Here is a 16260-nt window from a genome sequence, read left to right as displayed (position 1 = left end):
GTGCTCTCGCAAATCTATTATTGGGCCGCTGCCGCAGCCGGGGCTGCAGCAGCTTCGGTCGGGGCTTCGGTCGGGGCAGCAGCGTCTGCAGCAACCGGGGCAGCGGCTTCGGCGGCAGCCGGAGCAGCGGCCGGAGCCGCAGGCTCCGAACCCGGCATGGAGCCGCCCTTAGAGGCAACCCATGCTTCAAACTCTGCCTGGGTCACAACATTGACCTGGATCGGCATGAAGGCGTGGTCGACACCGCACAGTTCCGAGCACTGGCCATAGTAGATGCCGGTCTTCTCGGCCTTGAACCAGGTGTGGTTGGTCTTGCCCGGGATGGCGTCGATTTTCACGCCGAAGGCCGGAACGGCCACAGCGTGGATCACGTCGGCGGCGGTGATCAGCAGTTCGACGGTCGCGCCCACCGGCACAACGATCGGCTGGTCAGCGGCCAGACGGTACAGCTGCTTGGTCGTCTTGTCTTCCGGCAGTATGTTCGAGATGTATTCCGGCACCTTGTGGTCCGGATACTCATAGGCCCAGTTCCACTGGTTGCCCGTGATCTTAACGCGGACGTCCGGCTCCGGCATGTTCTCGTACGAGAACAGCAGGCGGAACGAGAACAGCGCAATCACCATCAGGATCAGGATCGGAACAACCGTCCAGATCACTTCGATCGTGGTGTTGTGGCTGAACTTGGCCGGCACCGGGTTTGCACGTTTGTTATAGCGGACAATGATCCACAGCAGCAGGCCCAGCACCAAAAGGCTGATACCGACGCACATCGGCAGCAGCACAGCCTGGTGGAAGAAGTGTACCTGATGCTTCAGAGGCGATGCTGCCGCCTGAAGACCAATACCGCCCGGGGTCGGCTGCCCCACAAGTTCTTGCGCCCAAGTCGGCGCAGCGACGAATGCGCCAAGCGCAGTCGTGGCGATACCCGCCCCGAACCGCGTTTTCGCTCGCGTGCCCATCCCCATTCGAGAAGTCCTCATAAACCGTTCTGCAGCAGACGCCTGCGAAGCAATCGCAAACGCGCTGAGGCCCGTTCGAACCGCAGCGTTTCGGCGGTCGTTATCGGACAAAATGGCCGTGGGCAAGGTGTCTGACACATTCCACCGCACAAGGTTGTTAGAAAGCCGATCATTAAAAGGTGTTCATGTTTTAATAGGTACCTTGCGTCGCAAGATACCTTGCGATACCGATTGTTCAGCAAACGAGGGAATGAAATGCCCGACACAATCGATATCCAACTGAAGAAAGGGGTCTTGGGCCTGTGCGTCCTTGCCCTGCTCGCCCGCAGCGACAGCTACGCCTACGAGATCGCTTCTCGCCTGTCGGATGCTATCGGAATGGGTGAAGGCACCATCTATCCGCTGATGCGCCGCATGCAGACCGATGGGCTGGTCGAGACCTATCTGGTCGAATCGTCCAGCGGCCCGTCCCGCAAATATTACCGCCTGACACCCAAGGGCCGCGAGGCTCTGGCCGCCCAGAGCGCCGAGTGGAAGGCCTTTGCCAATGCCGTCGGCGATCTGGTGAACGCCGCCGCCTCTGCCGAAACCATTTACGCGGGTGAACCGCAACCTGTTCTGGCCATCTCGGCCACGGGGTCCGACAAGGGAGCTGAATAATGAACCGCAACGAGTTCCTCGCCCGTCTCCGTCGTGGGCTTGTGGGCCTGACCAAGGCCGCTGCCGACGAAATCGTGGCCGACTATGAAGCCCACTTCGACGACGCCATCGCCGCCGGCCGTTCCGAAGCCGACATCTCGGCCGCCCTGGGTGATCCCGACCGTCTGGCCCGCGAACTGAAGGCGGAAGCCGGAGCCCAGGCCTGGGCGCAGCAGCCGACCGCCTCCAACGCCCTGGGTGCCGTGCTGGGTATTCTGGGTCTGGGTGCCATCGACATCCTGATCCTGCTGCCTCTGGTCCTGCCGGTGTTCGGCACCATCCTGACCTTCCTGGTCGCCGGTGTCGGTGTCTTCATCGCGGGTGGCGGCGTCATGGTTGTCGGACCGTTCGCCGGTCTGCCGGGCGGTATCTTCGCCGCCATCCTGATGGGCATCGGCCTCATGGGTCTGGGCGTCTTCATGATCGCGACCATGGTCATCCTGATCAAATGGCTGATCGACGCCACCATCTGGTACGCCCGCCTGCACTACCGCGTCGCCAAACCCGCCCTCGAACCGGCTAACGCCTGATCGCGGCCCTTAAGGACAAAGGAACACTCACATGATCCGCAATATGTTCATCATCGGGGCCTCGGGTCTGGTCCTCGCCATCGTCGGCATCGGCGGCTCCCTAGCCATGGGGGGTGCCGACCTCGCCCGCCACAGCTGGACCTGGGTCGTCGACGACGCCAGCGACAATGTCCGCATCGCCCGCGAGCCCCTGCCCGAGCTGGTCACGCGCCAGATCGAATGGCAGGCCACCGACAAGCTGGCCATCGACCTGCCCGGCGATGTGGTCATCATTCAGGACGATGCCGCCACCGGCATTACGGTCGAAGGCCGCAAGGGTCTGGCCGAGCGGGTGGTGCTGCTGAACGGGCGCCTGACGCTGGACGGCAACAGCCGCAGCGGTGACAACCGCGGCTATGTGGTCTGGGACAAGACGGGCCTGCGCTCCTTCAACGACGGCGACGGCCTGAAGGTCACCATCCGCGTCCCCTCGCTGAAGACCCTCGAGCTGTTCGGCAACTCCGATGTCGAGGTTCGGGGCTTCAACCAGCCCGAACTGAATCTGACCCTGACGGGCAATGCCGACATCGAGGTGATCGGCACGACCAACAAGGTCACGGTCGATGCCTCTGGCAACTCGTCCGCCGAACTGGACGAACTGCTGGGCAGCGATGCCATCATCCGCACCAGCGGCAACGCCGACGTCAAGACCGCCGCCAATGGCAAGGTCGAGATCGACGCTTCGGGCGACAGCAGCGTCCGCCTGACCCGACGTCCGGCAGAGCTGAAACAACAGCTCTCGCAGGAGGCAGAAGTCCGTCAGGACTGATCTCGCCCGCGACGCCTCTCCCCCCCCGTCGCACCCTAAAGAAGGCCCCGCCGATCCGGTTCCTGCTTCCGGTCGGCGGGGCTTTTTCTTTGCGCGCGCCCGCTCCCGCGCCTATCTAGCGGCTATGAGCAATACGCCTGTCTCCTCGCCCTCGCCCATTCTCGAAGCCGCCGGTGTCGATGCCGGTGACGCCCTGTCCATCCTGCAGACCGCGCTGGACGGTGCCGATGACGGCGAACTCTTCCTCGAAAAGACCGAGAGCGAGTCCCTGCTGTTCGACGATGGCCGCTTGAAGAGCGCCAACTATGACGCCTGCGAAGGCTTCGGCCTGCGTGTCGTCGCGGGCGAGACGGCGGGCTTTGCCCACGCCAACGAGATTTCCGCCGCCGCCATCGCCCGTGCGGGCGACAGCGCGGCACTGGCCAAGCGCGGCTACAGCGGCACCGCCGCCGAGGCGCCGCTGGCCACCAACCAGCGCCTCTATGCGCCAGTCGACCCGCTGCTCAACCCGTCCTTCTCGGACAAGATCGCCCTGCTGGCCGAGATCGACGCCTTCGCCCGCGCCCGCGATCCGCATGTGGTTCAGGTGTCGGCCTCCATCGTCGGCGAGCGCCGCAGCATCGACATCCTGCGCGGCGATGGCCAGATCCTGACCGACATCCGCCCACTGGTGCGACTGAACGTCTCGGTGACGGTCGAAAAGAACGGCCGCCGCGAAACTGCATCCTCGGGGGCCGGTGGCCGCGCCGCGTTCGAGGAATGGATCAAGCCGGAAAGCTGGCAGGGTCAGGTCGACAAAGCCCTGCGTCAGGCCATGGTCAACCTTGAGGCCATCGACTGCCCTGCAGGCGAGATGGACGTGGTCCTCGGCGCAGGCTGGCCGGGCGTGCTGCTGCACGAAGCCATCGGCCACGGCTTTGAAGGCGACTTCCACCGCAAGGGCTCATCGGTCTTTACCGGCAAGATGGGCCAGCGCGTCGCCGCCCCCGGCGTCACGGTTGTCGATGACGGCTCCATCGCCGACCGTCGCGGCTCGCTGTCGTTCGATGACGAAGGCACCCCGACCTCGCGCACCGTCCTGATCGAGGACGGCATCATGGTCGGCCTGATGCACGACCGCCTGTCGGCCCGCCAGCTGAACGCCCGCGCCACGGGCAATGGCCGTCGCCAGTCCTTCGCCCACCAGCCCATGCCGCGCATGACCAACACCTTCATGGAAGGCGGCAAGGACAAGTTCGACGACATGATCGCCTCGACCAAGCGCGGCCTCTATGCCGCCAACTTCGGCGGCGGTCAGGTGGACATCACCAACGGCAAGTTCGTGTTCCAGTGCACCGAGGCCTATCTGATCGAGGACGGCAAGATCACCACGCCGGTTCGCGGCGCCACCCTGATCGGTGACGGTGCCACGGCCCTGACCAAGATCGAGATGATCGGCGACGACTTCGCCTTCGATCCCGGTGTCGGCACCTGCGGCAAGGCGGGACAAGGCGTCCCCGTCGGCATTGGCCAACCCAGCCTCAAGATGGGCGGGCTCACCGTCGGCGGCACCGCCGTCTAAATCGAAAAGGCCACCCCCAGCGGGTGGCCTTTTTCTTTGGCCGCCTGCGCCCTGACAGTTTGTAACAGTTCCGCGCCCGCCCGACACGGCCACGCTTGAAACCATCACCGCCCCCGACAGTTTAAGATCAAACTTTGAGGGCTGATCAGATGAATCGCTTCGCGATTATGGCGTTGTCGGGCTTGGCACTGGCCGGATGTTCCGACCCGAAAGATGCGTCCAAGCGCAATTTCGAAAAGGTCATCAACGAATATATCGCACAGCATCCGCCGTGCATCGTGCTGCCCAACAGCAATGCGGCACCGGCCAATACCCAGCCCAGCGACTGGCCGCGCTACATCAGCATTGACGACAGCTCCCCTATCGAAACGCCGCTGCGCGCCCGATACGAGGCTCTGGTTCAGGCTGGCCTCGCCAACGGCACCGATGGCACGGTTCAGACCCAGCGCCTTTTTACTTCCGACACGGTCAAGGTTCGCATCTATCAACTGACCGACATGGGCAAGGCTGCAGCCAGCGAGGCCACGGGCGTCTGGGGCGGCAGCGGCACCCAGCTCTGCTTCGGCAAGCCCGAGGTCAAGTCGGTGAAACTCTTCACCGAACCGGCCCCCTCCGGCGCCGGCACGACCATCTCCCAGGTCGACTATAGCTTCACCGTCAACGATCTCCCCAGCTGGGCCTCGAACGCGGCCATGACCACCGCCTATCCCGAACTGAAAACCATCGTCGACGGTCCCGTCGACGACAAGGCCGTCCTCTACCTCACCAACGAGGGCTGGAAATTCTTCGACGGCAAATAAGGACAGCGCCCCCAGACGGCGAGACCTGGCAAAAGCAAAGGGCCACCGCATCACGGTGGCCCTTTCTATTTTACGGCCTATCGCACCAGATAGGCGATGACCTTCCAGTCACCGGCATCGTATCGCAGCACCACCGTCTCGACCGCGATGTCGTGGTTCTCGAACTGGCTCTGATACTGCTGAACGCCATAACGGCCTTCCGGCATGCCCTGCAGGTTCTCCGCGACACTGCCGGTCAGCTTTTCGCGGCCCAGCAATGTCCCAAGCCCCTCGCGCACCGGCTTGACGTTGGCTTCCCATTCCTGCGCCGACATATTCTCTTTGACGATTGGATCAAAGGCGGCGTGGCTGCCCGCCCAGTCATCGGCATCAATATATTTCAGCCAGTTGTCCGCCTCTGTGACCGCCTTGGCCGGAAGGGCGTCCGCCGCTTCGGCCGTGGCGGATTGCGACGGGCCCGACACCGTCACCACTCCCGTGGTCAGCGCGATAACAGAAGCCAGAATTAACAGCACAGGCATAAGTCCTCCGAGGATCAATGCGAGCCGCACCTTGCCGCCCGCTTTCAAGCCCCGTCTGTGCCCGCCGGATGCCCGATGATCTTCCCCAGATTCCTTGTTTCCAAGAAATTCGGGGTCCCCAGAATTTTTGTAGGTTTCCTGCTCAAAGGCCGCCAACTGCCGCGCCGCCGCCCGACTGTTGGGTGCATCCAGCTTGCGCCGCGCACTACGCAGATACTCGTTGACCGTATGCACTGACAGGCCCAGCACCTGCGCCACCGACTTGGCCTCGTGTCCGGCCACCAGCAAACGCAGCACGTCCTTTTCGCGGTCAGTCAGGGTCTCGAAAAGCTCGGCGTTCATCGTCCGTCGGTTTGGTCAAAAGCTTGGCAGTAGCGGCCCATTGTGCCCGAGGCAGCAGCCTGACTCAAAGCCATTCTCCGCAAATCGGCCATCACAGCCTGCCCTTGTCCATCATGGCCTGTTGCCACTTGCCGGGGGCCTTGTCGGTCCGGTGGACACAGCCGGACCAGCAACACGGGCGGCGCTTGCCCTCGCGCATCTCCTCCAGCGTCCGATGGATACGCTTCTGGCGCGTCGCCGCCTGCTTGGCATCCTCGACCCAGCAGATGAACTCATTGCGCCCCAGCGGCGTCAGCCCCTGCCACAGCGCGGCAACCTCCGCATCGCCACGCAACGCCTGCGCCAGATCGGACGGCATGTCGTGAACAACGCCGCCTGACAACGGGGTTTCGTCCTGCATCGGTCTTGCCTCCTGAACTCATGCACAAGCGAAGGGGCCATCGCATCCATCATTTGATAACACTGTTCGTCTTGTTTGCCTTCTCCCACGACAGGAAGACGCGATGTCCGATATCAGCCCCAGCCGCCCCCTCCCCCGCATCCTCGATGTGGTCGAGAAGTTCGTGGTGGCATTGCTGCTCTCGGCGCTGGCCTACCGCATCTTCCTCAGCATGGATGTGAATCCGTGGAACATCCTGTTCCTGATCGGCGAGGCGACGGTCGTCCTGTTTGTTCTCCTGCGGCGCGGGGCGGGCCTCATCTCCCTGCGGCCCGTGGATTGGGTCATCGGCTTTGCAGGCACCTGCCTTCCCCTGCTCCTGATCCCCAATGGTAATGGCTGGCTGGGAGCCGTGCCTATCCTCCTGGCCGGTCTGCTGATCTCCATCGGTGCCAAGCTGTCACTGCGCCGCAGCTTCGGCATCGTCGCCGCCAACAGGGGGATCAAAACAAGCGGCCTCTACGCCGTGGTGCGCCACCCGATGTATCTCGGCTACTTCCTGACGGAAGGTGCGGCACTGGCCCTCAACCCCTCGGTCTGGAACGCTTCAATCCTCACCCTCTGGGCGATCCTGCAGCTGTCCCGCATCCATGCCGAGGAACGCATCCTGATGCAGGACAACCGCTACCAACAGCATGCCGTACGCGTCCGATACCGCCTGCTGCCCTTCATCTATTAACGGGCATCCTCGACAACCGGCTTCCAGTCCGGCCCGTCGATCTCGTATCCGGCCGCCACCAGCTGATCCAGCACACCCTCCGCCTCACCCAGAGTGCGGATCGGCGCGACAGCCAGCGTAACGCCTTCATCGGCAATGGCGGTGGAAATGGCATTGACCCATTCGGTCCGCATCCGTCCGCGCACAGCCGGATCGCCCCAAGGCCAGCACTCGTCCATGACCGCATCGAAGGGCGAGGCCAGAACAGCCCGCACATCCAGATTGCGCCACGCCTCTGCGCGATCGGCCATGGCCCGGTCGCCATATTCCGCCGCCGCCATACCCGCACGCAGGCACGGAAGCTGGGTTTCCGGCGGAGAAGAGATCAGCGAGTCCACCAGTTCATTGCCGCGCACCACGCCGATGCTGTGCGTCTTGATGCCAGCCCGCCGCGCCGCCCGCTCGGCCACCCGCTCCACACGTGGATCGCGCGAGCCATCCTCGCCCGCCTTGCCGCGCACCAGATCCATCGCCACCATCAAGGGGCGGGTCCGGCGCCACGTCTCGTTGCGCTCGTCCGCCATCAGCGGCACCAGCCGCTGATAGTCCTCTGCCGGAATAACCTGATCCAGCGTCTGGCCATCGGGCAGCATCACAATGGTTCGCGCGCGCCACAAAATACGCAGGATGTCCGCAGGCGAGGCCCGCATGTCCTGCGAGAACAGCACGCGGTCCACACGCCGCACGGCGCTTTCCAGCGCCTCGTTCCGCCATTCAAAACCTCGCGGGACCTCGCGGATCATGCCTACAAGGATCAGGACACCTTCATCGCCCTTGCGCACCGTCCAGATCGGCAGCCCCGCACGCCGCGCCGAGACGACGACTTCCTCGACCTGAACCACATCTGCCTCGGCAGAGTGTTCCTGGGCCTGTACAGGCATGACAGCAAGCATGCTCAAAGTCATGCTGGCGGCGGCGGCGAACTTCGCGAAGTGCTTCATAGTGACCCCATGTAACACGTGAAATAAAATTTAGACATTACATGCTGTTAATGCCTTTCTTCGATTTAATGCAGCTGTCTGGATTGTAACTGGAGTAAGGCGACGCCTCGCTCCCATGGTGCGCCCAAGATTTCAACACGGGACACCAGCCAATGCGTAAGTTTCTTCTCGCGACGACCGCCATTATCGGTGCAGCAACCGCCCCTGCTCTGGCGTTTGCAGAAACTGCGCCTGCACCCGCCGCTGTCCAGCCGCAGGTCTCCGAAACGGGTGTCCTGACCTTCACCCCTGACTTCTTCGCCAGCTACAACCCCAGCACCGCTGCCGACATGGTGGACCGCGTTCCGGGCTTCTCCGTCAATGACGGCGATGGTGCCCGCGGCTTTGAGGGGGCTGTCGGCAATGTGCTGATCAACGGTGCCCGCCCGGCCTCCAAGAATGATACCGGATCATCCCTTCTGGCCCGCACCCCCGCCCATCGCGTCGAGCGTATCGAGCTGATCCGCGGCGGGGCCCCCGGCATCGAGATGCAGGGCTATGGCGTGGTCGTGAACGTCATCCTGAAAGCCGGTGCCAGCACCGAACAGGTGATCTCCCACAACAGCCTGATCTGGGACGGTGGCCGCAGCCTGTTCGGCGGCAGTTACCAGCTGACCCATCGCAAGGGCGAATACACCTATGGCCTGTTCATCAACGACACCATCGCCTCCAGCGACTCGGTCGGCGAAGGTCCCTATATCCGCCGTGACGCCAATGGCGTGGTCACCCGCTATGAGGATTACGACTCCGACGCCTACGGCGGTGGTAACGCCATACGCGGCACCTTCAGCGGCCCCCTGCTGGGCGGAAACATCAACCTGACGGCCCGCTACGGCATCTCCGACTGGCACAATGTCGATCTACAAACCGGCGACCGTATCCTCAGCGAAAGCTTCTATGACTCGGATTCGAAGTTCGGCGAGTTCGGTGCCACCTATACCCGCGCCATCACCCCTCGCTTGAAGTCCGAAACCCGCCTGATCCACGAATGGGATGACACCGACGGCGTCGCCCGCGCTCTGGAAACCATCAACGATGTGGCGGGCGACGAGCAGCTCTTCACCACCGAAGATTCCAGCTCCGAGACCATCCTGCGCAGCCTGGTTCGCTTCCAGAAGTCCGAAACCCTCGAATATGAGGTCGGCGGCGAAGTGGCCCTCAACCGCCTCGAGACCCAGCAGGCCTATTCCATCGGTAATGTCCCCGTCGCCCTGCCCTCCGCCTCGGTCACGGTCGAGGAACTGCGCGGCGAGCTGTTCGGCAAGGGCACGTGGCGCATCAATCCCAAATGGACGATGGAAGCGGGCCTGCGCCTGGAACACTCCACCATCAGCCAGTCGGGTGACGTCGATAGCGAGGAAAGCTTCTTCTTCGCCAAGCCCCGCGTCCAGCTGACGTGGAACCCGCGCGAAAACACCCAGATCCGCGTGCGTGTGGAACGCAGCGTCGGCCAGCTGAACTTCGGCGACTTCGCCGCCTCGGCCGAACTGGCCAGCGACGGCGTCATGGGCGGCAACGTCAACCTGACCCCCGAGCAGCGCTGGATCGGCGAGATCGCCTTCGAGCAGCGCTTCATGAAGGAAGGCATTTTCAGCGTCACCTACAGCCGCCACCACATCACCGACGTCATCGACGTCATCCCGCTGGACGGTGGTCTGTCCGCCGTGGGCAACATCGGCGACGGCACGCTGGACCAGCTGGACGCCACCCTGACGGTCCCGACCGACCGCCTGTTCATCCCGCGCGGAAAGCTGACCTTTACCAACACCTGGAACAGCAGCGAGGTCACCGACCCGACGACGGGCCGCAGCCGCCCCATCTCGGGCCTACGCCCTACCGACGGCCGCATCTCCTTTGAACAGAACGTCCCGTCGTGGAAGCTGTCTTGGGGGGCCGACTGGATCCCGCTGATGAAGCAGTACTCCTACCGTCCCGACCAGATGTCGGGCTGGACGGGCCGCGACTATTACCAGCTGTGGCTCGACTATAAGCCGATGCCGACCCTGTCGATCCGCGCCCAGATGACGGTGTGGGATAGCTTCTATTGGCAGCGCGAGGTCTATGCCGACCGCGACACCCGCCCGATCTCCTTTAGCGAGGTCCGCGACATCGCCCCGCGCCCCATCTACCAGTTGCGCCTGCGCAAGACCTTCTAAGGTTCTCCCCCGCCGGACGCTATCAACCGGCATGAAAAAGGCGGCACCCCGGAAGGGATGCCGCCTTCTTTTCATTCCACCGTGGGAAAGGCTTAGCGGACGCCCGCCATGCCCTTCTTCAGGATCGGCGACAGCACCAGCAGGACAACACCCACAGCCACACCGGTCCAGCCGATGGTGCCGAAGATTTCTGCATAGGTGTTCAGCGCCGCTTCCGGATTGGTGACCACACCGGCCACGGTCTCCGACGAGGTCGCCTGTGCGATCAGACCGGCGGCGATGTGGGCCACCGACGACGACAGGAACCACACGCCCATCATCAGACCCACCACGCGGTCAACCGACAGCTTGGTGATCATCGACAGGCCGACCGGCGACAGGCACAGCTCGCCGAGCGTGTGCAGCAGATAGGTCAGGAACAGGAAGATCAGCGGAACGCGGAAGTCCACGTTCGCGAAATTGTTCGAGGCGAAGGTCAGCAGCAGGAAGCCTGCGCCCACTAGAACCAGCGCGACCGAGAATTTGACCGGGGTCGAAGGCTCGAGGTTGCGCTTGCCCAGCCACACCCACAGGGCGGCCATGATCGGACCACCAATGACGATGATGCCCGGGTTGAACATCTGGGTCATCGGGGCATTGAACCACGACGGCATGGCGGTCGACTGGTCGGCAAACAGGGTCAGCGAGGAGCCGGCCTGTTCGAACAGGGCCCAGAACAGAACCGAGAAGAAGATCAGGGTCAGGGCCACCAGCATGCGGGTGCGCTCTGCACCGGCCAGCTTGATCAGGCTGTAACCGACCACGGCAGCGAAGATGATACCGGCCAGCCACGGCAGGGCGGTCAGGATGATCTCGCTACGCAGCATCAGCAGCCAGGTCGGGAAGACAGCGACCAGACCACCGATCCAGAAGATGGCTTCGAACGGCAGACCCAGAACCTTGCGGGTCTTCAGCATTTCCGGATTCGGCGGACCACCGCGACCTTCCAGCCAGCTTTGGCCGAAGATGAAGGTCATCAGGCCCAGCAGCATGCCGATACCGGCCAGACCGAAACCATAGGCCCAGCCATATTTGATACCCAGATACGAACACGCCGCCGTCGCCAGCAGCGAGCCGAGGTTGATACCGACGTAGAAGATGGTGAAACCGCCGTCACGACGCGGATCGTTCTCTTCGTACAGGTGGCCCACCACGGTCGAGATGTTGGCCTTCAGGAAGCCAACGCCGACGATGATCAGCGACAGGGCGAAGAACAGGATCGGCTCACCGAAACCGGTGTCACGAATGGTTTCCAGCTTGTACTCGCCCGATGGCGTCAGGGCCGGAAGCACCGAAGCGTCTGCTGCATCGGCCTTGGCTTCCAGATTGACGATACCTTCCGGCGTGACCTTGATCTGGGTCGATTGCTCGCCATTCACCGCAAAGATCTTGCGGTCCTGATCGCGGCCATCGACACGCAGTTCATAGGTGGTTTCGCCGATGGTCAGACGTTCTTTACCGCCCGTACCCTCGAAGGCCATCATGAAGTGGCCGAACACCAGCAGCACCGCGCCGATGATCACAGCCTTGCGCGAGCCCAGATATTTGTCGGCGATCATGCCCCCGACGACCGGCATCAGGTAAACCAGAGCGGCATAGGCGGCATAGATGCCTTGCGCTTCCTTCGGACCGAACAGGAAATGCTGGGTCAGATACAGCACCAGAAGGGCGCGCATACCGTAGTAGGAGAAGCGTTCCCACATTTCGGTGAGGAACAGGATGACCAGACCCCGGGGATGCCCGAGAATGGTCTTACGAGGCTCAACCGCGAGGGGGCCTCCACTTTCCGTCGCTGACACACGGAACTCCATGTCTGCTGGCGCCACCTTAGGCGCTAAAGGGTCAGAAACAGCACGACGCGGGCGATGTCACAAGATGTTAACCGATATAATCGTCCACTTGGCGGCGCAAAGTTGCCATAAATCACCTACGAAAATCGCCGTTCGTGAAGCTTTGCCGCACACCAACGGCATCGACACCTCCGCGACAATATGACACTCTCAAGGCCATTATAAGGTTAGCCGACAGACGGTGGGGCATGTCGATTCGGCCTTTTGAGTTAAGCGACATGGACGGCGTCAACGCCCTCCATTCAGAGATTAACTGGCCGGAACTGACCCCAGCCAAATGGCAGTGGCTGGCCAGCAATCCTGCGCGCCCGCCGGACATGCCCTTGGGCTGGGTGCTGGACCATGATGGCCGCATAGACGGCTTCATCGGCAATTTCGTCAGCCGTTATTTCCGCGAACGCCAACGCTATATCGCCGCCAGCGGCCACTCCGTCATTGTCTCGCCACGTGCCCGCGGAGCGATCCGCGACCTGCTGGAGCCCTTCACCCGCCAATCCGGCGTCTTTGCCGCCAGCATGCTGAACGCCAACCAGATCGGCGGCCCCATCTATGCCAAGCTGGGGATGCAGCCCTACCCCGCCGAGACCAGCGCGATCAAACTGTCGTGGATCCTGTCCCCGTCGCTCACCTTCAGCGCCCGCATTCTGCGCAAGGTCATTGAGGTCTGGCCACAGACCCTCGCCCTCATCGGCGAGCCCTTTTCCCCGCGCGGCGCGGCCATGTTCGACCCGCGCAGCGTCATCTGGCCCAAGGGCATCCACCCCATCGAGGACTTGTCCGACAGCGGCTCCTACGCCGAGTTATGGAAGTCGCTACAGGCCGAGGGCCGACTGGTCGCTGACCGCAGTCCTGCCGTCATCCGCTGGCGCATGGCCCAACCGGACCTGACCTATCCGCCCCTGCTGCTCGGCTACCATGACGCACAGGGGCTGTGCGCCTATGCCATGGCCATCATGTCCAAGACAGGTCCGGTCGACGTGCCAACGCTCGAAATCATCGATCTGGTAAAACTGGACCGCGCACCGCCGCTGACCATCCCGACCCTGATCCGCGCACTCAAGACGGCAGGCTATAAGTCCGGTGCCTGCAAGGTTCGCCTGCCTCTCCTGGGGCCGAGCCTGCTCAAAGCCCTTGACCATAAGGTGCCCAAGGCCCGCAATGAGGGCGGTTGGGGCCACGCCTATGTCCATTTCACCGGCCAAGCCGAAGACTTCGCTGATTGGGAGCCGACGGCGCTGGAGGGCAGCTATGGCTTCACCCTGCGCCAGCCCAAGGTGAAACAGCCCCGCGCCCGCTCGCGCAGCCGCAACTCCGCGCTGGCCGTCACCGAGGCCTAAGGCTCAGAATCTGCGCTTGCCGCTGACGGTTTCCCAGAACAGGCGGAAATCCCCCATCAGGCTCCACAGCGGATATTTGAATGTCGCGGGCTTGTTCTTCTCGAAGAAGAAATGCCCCACCCATGCAAAGCCATAGCCCACCAGCGGCATGGCCAGCAGCCACCACGGATTGCGCGTCGCCAGAAACACCACAAAGGCCGCGATCACCAGCCCCGTCCCCACCACATGGATGCGACGGCAGACCTGATTGGAATGCTCGTGGATGTAATAGGGATAGAAGGCTTCGAACGAGGCGTAACGCTCGCCGGTTTTCGGGTTCGTCATAAAGAAAATGCCTCCGAAATCGCTTCCGGAGGCACCTTCATCTATCAGCGTTAGCGCGTCAATCAGTCGAAGCGCTTGGCCTTGCGCGGGCCGCCCTTGCCGGCAAAGGCAGGCTTGCCCGCACCGCCCTTGAAGCCACCCGACGGCTTACCGGCGAAACCGCCAGCGGGCTTGGGACGGAACGGCTTGGCGCCACGGTCCGGACGGTCACCGCCCTCGCGCGGTTTGAACTCGCCGCGTTCCTTCCACTCGCCGCGCGGACGATCCGAACGCTCGCCACGGTCGCGGTCACCGAACGGCTTGCGGGCGAACGGCGGACGACCACCCTCGCGCGGGCCACGGTCACCGAAATTGCGGTCGCGACCGCCCTTGAACATGCCCGCGTGCGGGGCTTCCGACGGCGTGATGTTCGCCTCTTCGGTGTTCATCTGGGCCAGTTTGGCGAAGGCATCCACGTGGGTGTTTGCGATCTCGAAACGGGTCTCTTCGGGGAAGGTCTTGATCGAGCCGATCTGTTGCTTGGTGATGCCACCGATGCGGCAGATCATCGGGATCAGCCACTTGGGATCGGCATTGCGGTTGCGGCCGATGTCCATGCGGAACCAGCTGCACTCTTCCGACGACAGGCGGTCGAACGGCGAAGCACCGGCGGCACCCTTGTCGAAGCCGTCCTCGCGGCGCTTGCGCTGCGGGCCTTCGCCCGGATCGTTAACCTCTTCCGGTGCCGGCAGGTTCTTGCGCAGCATGTTGATCACGGCGGTGGCCAGTTCTTCCGGCGTACGCTCCTTGACCATTTGCGCGATCAGGCCTGCATCGTCCTCGTTCGCCTCTTCGGCAAAGATCGGGGCGGCCAGCAGGCGCTGTTCGTCCTTCTCGAGGATTTCCTCGGCGCTCGGCACAGCCGACCACACAGCTTCGACACCGGCCGAGTGCAGCAGCATTTCAGCCTTGCGGCGGCGCGAAGCCGGAACCAGCATGACCGAGATGCCCTTCTTGCCCGCACGGCCCGTCCGGCCCGAACGGTGCAGCATGGTGGCCTTGTTGATCGGCAGTTCAGCGTGGATCACCAGACCCAGGTCCGGCAGGTCGAGGCCACGGGCGGCCACGTCGGTGGCGACGCAGACGCGGGCACGGCCATCACGCAGCGCTTGCAGGGCTTCGTTACGCTCGCGCTGCCCCATCTCACCCGACAGGGCGACCGAGCCGAAGCCGCGCTCCAGCAGGGCAGCCTGCAGGTGGTTCACGCTGGCACGGGTCGAGCAGAAGACCAGAACGGCGGGCGCTTCGAAGTAGCGCAGCACGTTCACGACCGCATGTTCGATCTGGTTCGGATACAGGCGCATGGCGCGGTATTCGATGTCGTTGTGCGGCTGGCTGCGGTCGACGGTGTCGATACGCACGGCGTCGCGCTGGTAACGCTTGGCCAGAACAGCGATGTCACGGGCGATGGTGGCCGAGAACAGCAGGGTACGACGGTCTTCCGGCGCTTGCTCGAGGATGTACTCGAGGTCCTCGCGGAAGCCCATGTCCAGCATTTCATCGGCTTCGTCGAGCACGATGACGCGCGCCGCCGACAGGTCCAGAGCACCACGGTCGATGTGGTCCTTCAGACGGCCGGGCGTGCCCACCACGATGTGCGTGCCGAAGCTGAGGGCGCGGGCTTCCTTGCGGGAATCCATGCCACCGACGCAGGTGGTGATCTTGGCACCGGCTTCACCGTAGAGCCACGACAGCTCGGCGGCGACCTGCAGGGCCAGTTCGCGGGTTGGAGCAATGGCGAGCATCAGCGGAGCGCCGGCTTGACCGAGGTTCTCTTCGCCGTCGAAGAGTGTAGAGGCAGCGGCCAGACCAAAGGCTACGGTTTTACCCGAACCCGTCTGCGCCGATACCAGCAGATCTGCATCCCCATGCCCGACTTCCAACACGGCAGCCTGAACCGAAGTCGGTTCAGCGTACCCTTTCTTGGAGAGAGCGCGGTCTAACGCAGGATGAACGGCTGGAAATGGCATGGATATACGATCTAAATAGAACTCGACCTAAAACGGTCGCGCCCGGCCAGAGGACGGTCCTCGGGCCGGGCGATCGGTGCGCTATATACATGAAACAAGGCCGCGGTGGGGCGAAATCGGCGTTCACCATCTTGGTTCATTCCCCATTGACGCAAACCGTGGCAATCTGGCCCCACTCGCCCCTCCCC

General features: G+C 63.2%; 15 protein-coding genes. 8 read left to right on the top strand and 7 right to left on the bottom strand.

Annotation, left to right across the window (positions count from 1 at the left end):
- Positions 1–17: 17 nt before the first annotated feature.
- Complete coding sequence (gene coxB, locus Q0Y42_RS02910; RefSeq protein WP_297799987.1) at positions 18–980, bottom strand: cytochrome c oxidase subunit II; 963 nt, start codon at positions 978–980, stop codon at positions 18–20.
- 234 nt (positions 981–1214) lie between these two features.
- On the opposite strand from coxB, the gene Q0Y42_RS02905 reads away from it, so the two are divergent.
- The 5 genes from Q0Y42_RS02905 to Q0Y42_RS02885 all read left to right on the top strand — a co-directional run bounded on the left by Q0Y42_RS02905 (position 1215) and on the right by Q0Y42_RS02885 (position 5357).
- Entirely contained in the window at positions 1215–1619 is a 405-nt protein-coding gene (locus tag Q0Y42_RS02905) for a PadR family transcriptional regulator (protein ID WP_297799985.1), read from the top strand.
- A complete protein-coding gene (locus Q0Y42_RS02900; protein ID WP_297799983.1) occupies positions 1619–2188 on the top strand; it encodes a DUF1700 domain-containing protein in 570 nt (189 codons plus the stop codon). The genes Q0Y42_RS02905 and Q0Y42_RS02900 overlap by 1 nt, the downstream gene beginning before the upstream one ends.
- Positions 2189–2219: 31 nt before the next feature.
- Positions 2220–2996 (top strand): DUF2807 domain-containing protein, encoded by a 777-nt coding sequence (locus Q0Y42_RS02895; protein WP_297799981.1) that lies wholly within the window; start codon positions 2220–2222, stop codon positions 2994–2996.
- 124 nt (positions 2997–3120) lie between these two features.
- On the top strand, positions 3121–4557 hold the full coding sequence (gene tldD / locus Q0Y42_RS02890) for a metalloprotease TldD (protein WP_297799979.1): 1437 nt from the start codon (positions 3121–3123) through the stop codon (positions 4555–4557).
- Positions 4558–4706: 149 nt separating this feature from the next.
- Complete coding sequence (locus Q0Y42_RS02885; RefSeq protein ID WP_297799977.1) at positions 4707–5357, top strand: hypothetical protein; 651 nt, start codon at positions 4707–4709, stop codon at positions 5355–5357.
- A 77-nt stretch (positions 5358–5434) separates the two neighbouring features.
- On the opposite strand, the gene Q0Y42_RS02880 is transcribed toward Q0Y42_RS02885, so the two are convergent.
- On the bottom strand, positions 5435–6220 hold the full coding sequence (locus tag Q0Y42_RS02880; RefSeq protein WP_297799975.1) for a DUF4019 domain-containing protein: 786 nt from the start codon (positions 6218–6220) through the stop codon (positions 5435–5437).
- A gap of 91 nt (positions 6221–6311) precedes the next feature.
- Positions 6312–6620 (bottom strand): YdeI/OmpD-associated family protein, encoded by a 309-nt coding sequence (locus Q0Y42_RS02875; protein ID WP_297799973.1) that lies wholly within the window; start codon positions 6618–6620, stop codon positions 6312–6314.
- 103 nt (positions 6621–6723) lie between these two features.
- Between Q0Y42_RS02875 and Q0Y42_RS02870 the strand changes: the two genes are divergently transcribed.
- Positions 6724–7338, top strand: coding sequence for an isoprenylcysteine carboxylmethyltransferase family protein (locus Q0Y42_RS02870; protein ID WP_297799969.1), 615 nt, complete (start codon positions 6724–6726; stop codon positions 7336–7338).
- On the opposite strand, the gene Q0Y42_RS02865 is transcribed toward Q0Y42_RS02870, so the two are convergent.
- A complete protein-coding gene (locus Q0Y42_RS02865) occupies positions 7335–8318 on the bottom strand; it encodes a TraB/GumN family protein (protein WP_297799967.1) in 984 nt (327 codons plus the stop codon). The genes Q0Y42_RS02870 and Q0Y42_RS02865 overlap by 4 nt on opposite strands.
- Positions 8319–8470: 152 nt before the next feature.
- Between Q0Y42_RS02865 and Q0Y42_RS02860 the strand changes: the two genes are divergently transcribed.
- The gene (locus Q0Y42_RS02860; protein ID WP_297799965.1) at positions 8471–10513 is read left to right on the top strand and encodes a TonB-dependent receptor; all 2043 of its coding nucleotides are present in this window, start codon (positions 8471–8473) and stop codon (positions 10511–10513) included.
- Positions 10514–10605: 92 nt separating this feature from the next.
- Here Q0Y42_RS02860 and Q0Y42_RS02855 read toward each other — a convergent pair whose 3' ends face one another.
- A complete protein-coding gene (locus Q0Y42_RS02855) occupies positions 10606–12351 on the bottom strand; it encodes an oligopeptide:H+ symporter (protein ID WP_297799962.1) in 1746 nt (581 codons plus the stop codon).
- Between the two features lie 269 nt (positions 12352–12620).
- Between Q0Y42_RS02855 and Q0Y42_RS02850 the strand changes: the two genes are divergently transcribed.
- Entirely contained in the window at positions 12621–13739 is a 1119-nt protein-coding gene (locus Q0Y42_RS02850; RefSeq protein WP_297799960.1) for an N-acetyltransferase, read from the top strand.
- Positions 13740–13742: 3 nt separating this feature from the next.
- Here Q0Y42_RS02850 and Q0Y42_RS02845 read toward each other — a convergent pair whose 3' ends face one another.
- Both Q0Y42_RS02845 and Q0Y42_RS02840 read right to left on the bottom strand, forming a co-directional pair.
- Positions 13743–14063: an Mpo1-like protein gene (locus Q0Y42_RS02845; protein ID WP_297799957.1), complete on the bottom strand. Its 321-nt coding sequence runs from the start codon at positions 14061–14063 to the stop codon at positions 13743–13745.
- 62 nt (positions 14064–14125) lie between these two features.
- On the bottom strand, positions 14126–16072 hold the full coding sequence (locus Q0Y42_RS02840; protein ID WP_297799955.1) for a DEAD/DEAH box helicase: 1947 nt from the start codon (positions 16070–16072) through the stop codon (positions 14126–14128).
- Positions 16073–16260 lie beyond the last annotated feature (188 nt).

Source organism: uncultured Brevundimonas sp. (assembly GCF_947305955.1).
Taxonomy (GTDB): Bacteria; Pseudomonadota; Alphaproteobacteria; order Caulobacterales; family Caulobacteraceae; genus Brevundimonas.
This window is presented reverse-complemented; position numbering and strand designations above follow the sequence as displayed.

Coding starts and splice junctions, on each gene's coding strand:
- coxB (WP_297799987.1), bottom strand. CDS start 980: ATGAGGACTTCTCGAATGGGGATGGGCACGCGAGCGAAAACGCGGTTC.
- Q0Y42_RS02905 (WP_297799985.1), top strand. CDS start 1,215: ATGCCCGACACAATCGATATCCAACTGAAGAAAGGGGTCTTGGGCCTG.
- Q0Y42_RS02900 (WP_297799983.1), top strand. CDS start 1,619: ATGAACCGCAACGAGTTCCTCGCCCGTCTCCGTCGTGGGCTTGTGGGC.
- Q0Y42_RS02895 (WP_297799981.1), top strand. CDS start 2,220: ATGATCCGCAATATGTTCATCATCGGGGCCTCGGGTCTGGTCCTCGCC.
- tldD (WP_297799979.1), top strand. CDS start 3,121: ATGAGCAATACGCCTGTCTCCTCGCCCTCGCCCATTCTCGAAGCCGCC.
- Q0Y42_RS02885 (WP_297799977.1), top strand. CDS start 4,707: ATGAATCGCTTCGCGATTATGGCGTTGTCGGGCTTGGCACTGGCCGGA.
- Q0Y42_RS02880 (WP_297799975.1), bottom strand. CDS start 6,220: ATGAACGCCGAGCTTTTCGAGACCCTGACTGACCGCGAAAAGGACGTG.
- Q0Y42_RS02875 (WP_297799973.1), bottom strand. CDS start 6,620: ATGCAGGACGAAACCCCGTTGTCAGGCGGCGTTGTTCACGACATGCCG.
- Q0Y42_RS02870 (WP_297799969.1), top strand. CDS start 6,724: ATGTCCGATATCAGCCCCAGCCGCCCCCTCCCCCGCATCCTCGATGTG.
- Q0Y42_RS02865 (WP_297799967.1), bottom strand. CDS start 8,318: ATGAAGCACTTCGCGAAGTTCGCCGCCGCCGCCAGCATGACTTTGAGC.
- Q0Y42_RS02860 (WP_297799965.1), top strand. CDS start 8,471: ATGCGTAAGTTTCTTCTCGCGACGACCGCCATTATCGGTGCAGCAACC.
- Q0Y42_RS02850 (WP_297799960.1), top strand. CDS start 12,621: ATGGACGGCGTCAACGCCCTCCATTCAGAGATTAACTGGCCGGAACTG.
- Q0Y42_RS02845 (WP_297799957.1), bottom strand. CDS start 14,063: ATGACGAACCCGAAAACCGGCGAGCGTTACGCCTCGTTCGAAGCCTTC.
- Q0Y42_RS02840 (WP_297799955.1), bottom strand. CDS start 16,072: ATGCCATTTCCAGCCGTTCATCCTGCGTTAGACCGCGCTCTCTCCAAG.